We start from the raw sequence: 5214 nt of genomic DNA, 5'->3' as shown, positions 1-5214 counted from the left end.
GTCTCATGCATTTCATGGCGAAAGTGCCGATTGAAATTCGACAAGTTGGCGTACCCCACCTCAAAACAGATATCGGCAACGCTGAAACTGCTTTGCGCCAGCAAACGGCAGGCGCGCTGGACTCGTAGTTTGCGCGTCAGGTCGACGAAGGTATGGCCGGTGGCGCGCTTGAAGAATTTGGAGAAGGCCGGCTCGTTCATGTCCAGCCGCTGGGCAATGACCGACATCCGCAACTCATCGGCGAGGTCGTTCAGGATGTAGTCGAAGACAATGCTCATGCGCTGGGCCGTCAATGCGTCGAGCATGGGCGCGTATTGCAGGCTGGCAAGCGTCTGTCTCTCGCTGTCGGGGGCCGATGCCAGCAGTTGCARCAATGACAGGAACAGGCACAGTCGCTGCAAGCCGTGGCACTGGCCGATCTCTTCCAGCAGTCGTGCCGCCTTCTTGCGGGTGTTGCCATGAAATTCGATACCCTGCGCCGCCTGGCGAAACAGGCTTTGTAACTCGCTGAGCTCCGGAACCTTGTCGCGCAGTTGCATCAGCATCTGGCCATCGAATTGCAACACCACGTCACGGCCGGTAATCACCTCGCCTTTGCCCAGATCGCTGATCCAGTCGTGAGGCAGGCCCGGGCCGATGAGGGCGACATGGCCGGCTTCGAATACGCCGATGTAGTCACCAGCCAGTAGCCGACCGCTGCCTTCGCGGATCAGGTGGATCTCGAATTCCGGATGATGGTTCCAGCGCGCCAGGTCGAACGGATAGTCGTGCTCATACCAACGAAAGCTGTGCTGGGGCTCGTTGAGGATGACTTCAAGCGCTGGCGGCTTGTCTGCGGTTACGTGATGGTTCATCACCCTGGCGATTCCGTTTTTGTTGGTTTTATCAAGGTACCGCGAAGCCTGGGACGAGTCGAAGTCTCGGGACGCTGACATGAGACTCGCACTAACGACGCCCGGCGCCTAGCACGTTACATGGCGCCCACTGATACTTTTTTTCCACGGTCAAAAAAGTATCAGCGGCGCGTATGCCATTCATTTGTTCGCTGCTTGGGTAGCTGCAATTCTGTAGTCAACCCGGTGCGGCTATGCCCCGCCTCGTGGATTACAACAACAATAAAGCTTCTGCCGCCCCAGGCGCAGAGCAGAGCGGAGATCACGATGAAGATCATTCCAAGCGCGCTTTTTCTGTCCGCCGGCCTGGGCTCTGCCCTGCTCTGCCAGGCAGGTGAAACGGTGACCATCGCCACCGTGAACAACAGCGACATGATCCGCATGCAGCGACTGTCCAAAACATTCGAACAGCTGCACCCCGACGTGAAGCTCAACTGGGTGGTGCTTGAAGAGAACGTGTTGCGTCAGCGCCTGACCACCGACATAGCCACTCAGGGCGGCCAGTTCGACGTGCTCACCATCGGCACTTACGAAACACCGTTGTGGGGCGCCAAGCATTGGCTGGAGCCAATAAAGGACCTGCCCGCCAGCTATGACCTCGAAGATATTTTCCCTGCGGTTCGCCAAGGGTTATCGGTCAACGACACGCTCTACGCCCTGCCGTTCTATGGCGAAAGTACCGTCACCTATTACCGAACCGACCTGTTCAAGAACGCCGGCCTGAGCATGCCCGAGCACCCGACCTGGACGCAGCTCGGCGAGTTCGCCGGCAAGCTGCACCAGCCGGATAAAGAACAGTATGGGATGTGCTTGCGCGGCAAGGCCGGTTGGGGTGAGAACATGGCGCTGCTGACGACCATGTCCAACGCCTTTGGCGCGCGCTGGTTCAATGAGCAGTGGCAGCCGCAACTCACCGGGCCGCAATGGACTGCCGCCGCCAACTTCTACGTCAACACCCTGAAGCAGTACGGCCCACCGGGTGTGTCGAGCAATGGCTTCAACGAAACGCTCGCCCTGTTCAACAGTGGCAAATGCGCAATCTGGGTCGATGCCAGCGTCGCCGGCTCGTTCATCACCGACACAACGCAAAGCAAGGTGGCCAATGATGTTGGTTTCGTCGCCGCGCCAACAGAAGTCACCGACAAGGGTTCGTCCTGGCTCTATGCCTGGTCACTGGCCATCCCGGCGACATCCAAACACAAGGAAGCCGCCAAAGCCTTTGTGACCTGGGCCACCTCCAGGGAATACATCCAACTGGTTGCCAAGACGGATGGCATCAGCAACGTACCACCGGGCACCCGCATGTCGACCTACAGCGACGCCTATTTGCAGGCTGCGCCCTTCGCCGGTGTCACGCTGAAAATGATGCAGAACGCCGACCCGGCGCACCCATCAGTCCAGCCCGTGCCCTACGTCGGTATTCAGTACGTGACCATTCCCGAATTCCAGGCGATTGGCACGTCGGTCGGCAAACTGGTATCCGCGGCGCTCACCGGGCAGATGCCAGTGGAACAGGCCCTGGCCTCCGCGCAGCAAAGCACCGAACGCGAAATGAAGCGCGCCGGTTATCCCAAGTAACAACGGCGTGGCGCGATCACTGCGGGGGCTTCGCAGACTAACGACCATTTTTAATGCCCTCAACGGGCAACTCTTTAGCTCTTACGATTGGATGGGAACAATGAAACGTCTAGAAGGAAAAAGCGCCCTGATTAYCGGTTCCGCCAGAGGAATAGGCAGGACGTTCGCGCAAGCCTATATCCGCGAAGGCGCTACGGTCGCGATCGCCGACATCAACCTGGAACGTGCCCAAGCCACGGCAACCGAGTTGGGGCCCAATGCCTATGCGGTCGAGATGGACGTGACCGATCAGCAATCCATCGACGCTGCCATCGCCACGGTGATCGCCACCACAGGCAAGCTCGACATCCTGATCAATAACGCGGCGCTGTTTGATCTCGCGCCGATCACAGAGATTTCTCGCGACAGCTACGAACGGCTGTTCTCGATCAACGTTTCCGGCACCCTGTTCACACTGCAGGCCGCGGCCAAGCAGATGATTCGCCAGGGCCATGGTGGCAAGATCATCAATATGGCCAGCCAGGCCGGTCGGCGCGGTGAAGCGCTGGYCGCGGTGTATTGCGCGACCAAGGCGGCGGTGATCAGCCTCACGCAATCGGCCGGTCTCAATCTCATTCCCCATCGCATCAACGTGAACGCCATCGCGCCGGGGGTGGTGGACGGCGAGCATTGGGACGGCGTCGACGCGCTGTTTGCCCGCTATGAAAACCGCCCGCTCGGGGAAAAGAAAAAACTGGCGGGACAGGAAGTGCCGTACGGGCGCATGGGCACGGCGGATGACCTTGTCGGCATGGCGATCTTCCTGGCATCGGCCGAAAGCGATTACATCGTGGCGCAGACCTATAACGTCGATGGCGGCAACTGGATGAGCTGACTGGCCCTGATAATAGGGCCAGCCAATGCCTCAAAGGCGAAACCGATCCACCGACTGCGAGAGCTGTCCGGCCAGGCTGGACAGTTCATCGGTGGTCGAGGCGGTCTGGTTGATCACCTTGCTGTTGCCTTCGGACATGCCGGCAATCATTTCCACCTGATGTGCGATTTCGTTACTGGCCAGGCTCTGTTCGCCGATCGTGCGGCTGATGTCATTGACCAGCTCCGTGGTATTGAGCGTGGCCTGGAGGATTTCGCGGATGGCGCGCTCGACGTCGGCAGTCACCGCCATGCCCTTGTCGACCTGCGCGACGCCCGCCTCCATGCTGCTGACCGCCTCGCGGGTGCTTTGCTGGATACGCGCGACCATGGTGGCGATTTCCTGGGTGGAGGCGCTGGTGCGGCCCGCCAGGCTACGCACTTCATCGGCGACGACAGCGAAACCACGGCCCTGCTCACCGGCACGGGCGGCCTCGATGGCGGCGTTAAGCGCCAACAGGTTGGTTTGATCGGCGATGCCCTTGATCACCTGAATGATGCTGAAAATCCCCTCGGACTCCTTGTCCAGGGTGCGGATCACCTGGGCCGACTGCTGCGCCGAACGGGCAATCCCGTCCATGTCGCTGACCACTTGATGAATCACCCGACCGCCGTCCTTGGCCAGTTCCTCGGCCTGGTTGGCCATGTTCAGTGCACGCTCGGCATGCCGGGTGATTTCCTCGATGCTCGCAGTCATTTCGCTGGCCGCCGCGGCCATGGTGCTGGCGGCAACGCTTTGCTGCTGGCTGCTGCCCGCGACCTGATGGCAACCGCTGCTCAACCGCTGGCTCATGCCACTTACGCCGTGGGCGTTGCTGCGAACCACTTCGATCATGCCGCGCAGGTCGCGCTGCATGGTTGCCAGGCTGCGAATCAAGGTGCTGGCTTCATCCTTGCGGGTGGGCTCGACGATAGGCTCGCTCAGGTTGCCATGGGGGTCTGTTGAGTGTTGGTTTCGATCAGCTCACTGAGGGTGGCCATCTGGCTTTCCAGTTGGCTGAACGCGTTATTGAACGTGCCCAGTTGCTGTTGTGCGGAATCAGGATTATCCAGCGCCAGCCCGACAATGCGCTCGGCGGCACTGATGTACGTATCGAGGCTTGGCTTGATCTTGTCCAGCGCGGCCTTGAGGGTGTCGTTGACCGGCAGCTTGAGGTTGTCACCGAGCATCTCGCGAAAATGCGCGGCATGCTCATTGAGTGAACTGCGCACCTCGGCCTTGCTGCTGGGGCTCTTGCCCAACCCTACCAGCATCGCCGACAGCACATCGGCGCGCAGTGCGTCGTGCATCATGTCGGCTTCGAGGTGGTTGCGCAGCGCGGTCATACTGACCTCGTTGTCACTCACCGCTTCAGCCATCCGGGTGTTACCCACATAGCTGACCAGACTCACGATCAGGGCGGTGAGCAAGCCAGTGCCGATCAACAAGATCAAACGTAATTTTATGGACACTCGATGGTTCCCCTGTCGGCAGGTGCGTGGTCGGCTAATTGCCTACTGTTGGGGTTATCGACTGTTCCAACCGGTTACTTAGGTTTATTTCCACGCCAGCCGATTTTTGCGACCTACGGTATGCGCGGGCTCAATGCCCGCGAATGTAGTGCTCAAGTTGCCGTATCAAATCGGCCTGCTCGACGATGGCTTCCTTGACCAGATCGCCGATCGACAGCAGCCCGATCAGTTCCCCGCCTTCCAGCACCGGCAGATGACGCAAATGACTGTCGGTCATGACCTCCATGCAGCGCTCGATGCTCTGCAAACTGTCGGCAGTCACCACCGGTGCGCTCATGATCTCGCGCACCGGCGTGCCGACCGAAGAACGCCCCTGTAG

General features: G+C 59.8%; 6 protein-coding genes. 2 read left to right on the top strand and 4 right to left on the bottom strand.

What is annotated here, in order from left to right:
- Window positions 1-854, bottom strand: an 854-nt coding sequence (locus AC1DLB_RS22320) for an AraC family transcriptional regulator (protein WP_477785660.1), incomplete at its 3' end; no start/stop codon positions are given.
- Window positions 855-1160: 306 nt separating this feature from the next.
- On the opposite strand from AC1DLB_RS22320, the gene AC1DLB_RS22315 reads away from it, so the two are divergent.
- Both AC1DLB_RS22315 and AC1DLB_RS22310 read left to right on the top strand, forming a co-directional pair.
- Window positions 1161-2471, top strand: a complete 1311-nt coding sequence (locus AC1DLB_RS22315; RefSeq protein ID WP_018929011.1) for an ABC transporter substrate-binding protein — start codon at window positions 1161-1163, stop codon at window positions 2469-2471.
- Window positions 2472-2571: 100 nt separating this feature from the next.
- A complete protein-coding gene (locus tag AC1DLB_RS22310; RefSeq protein WP_477785659.1) occupies window positions 2572-3345 on the top strand; it encodes an L-iditol 2-dehydrogenase in 774 nt (257 codons plus the stop codon).
- A gap of 30 nt (window positions 3346-3375) precedes the next feature.
- Here the strand turns inward: AC1DLB_RS22310 and AC1DLB_RS22305 are convergent, their stop codons facing one another.
- From AC1DLB_RS22305 to AC1DLB_RS22295, 3 genes are all read right to left on the bottom strand, one after another.
- Entirely contained in the window at window positions 3376-4029 is a 654-nt protein-coding gene (locus tag AC1DLB_RS22305) for a methyl-accepting chemotaxis protein (protein WP_371861319.1), read from the bottom strand.
- A gap of 275 nt (window positions 4030-4304) precedes the next feature.
- Window positions 4305-4835 carry an MCP four helix bundle domain-containing protein gene (locus AC1DLB_RS22300; RefSeq protein ID WP_477785658.1) on the bottom strand — a complete coding sequence of 177 codons (531 nt, stop codon included), beginning with the start codon at window positions 4833-4835 and terminating at the stop codon, window positions 4305-4307.
- Between the two features lie 130 nt (window positions 4836-4965).
- Window positions 4966-5214: CBS domain-containing protein (locus AC1DLB_RS22295; RefSeq protein ID WP_477785657.1), on the bottom strand; the 249-nt coding region annotated here is incomplete at its 5' end.

Source organism: Pseudomonas sp. 05N434, assembly GCF_056396965.1.
The sequence above is the reverse complement of the archived record's forward strand: the minus strand, read 5'-3'. Positions and strand labels throughout refer to the sequence as shown.

Bases quoted from the DNA above. Each gene is read 5' to 3' on its own strand.
- AC1DLB_RS22315 (WP_018929011.1), top strand. From the start codon at position 1,161: ATGAAGATCATTCCAAGCGCGCTTTTTCTGTCCGCCGGCCTGGGCTCT.
- AC1DLB_RS22305 (WP_371861319.1), bottom strand. From the start codon at position 4,029: ATGGCCAACCAGGCCGAGGAACTGGCCAAGGACGGCGGTCGGGTGATT.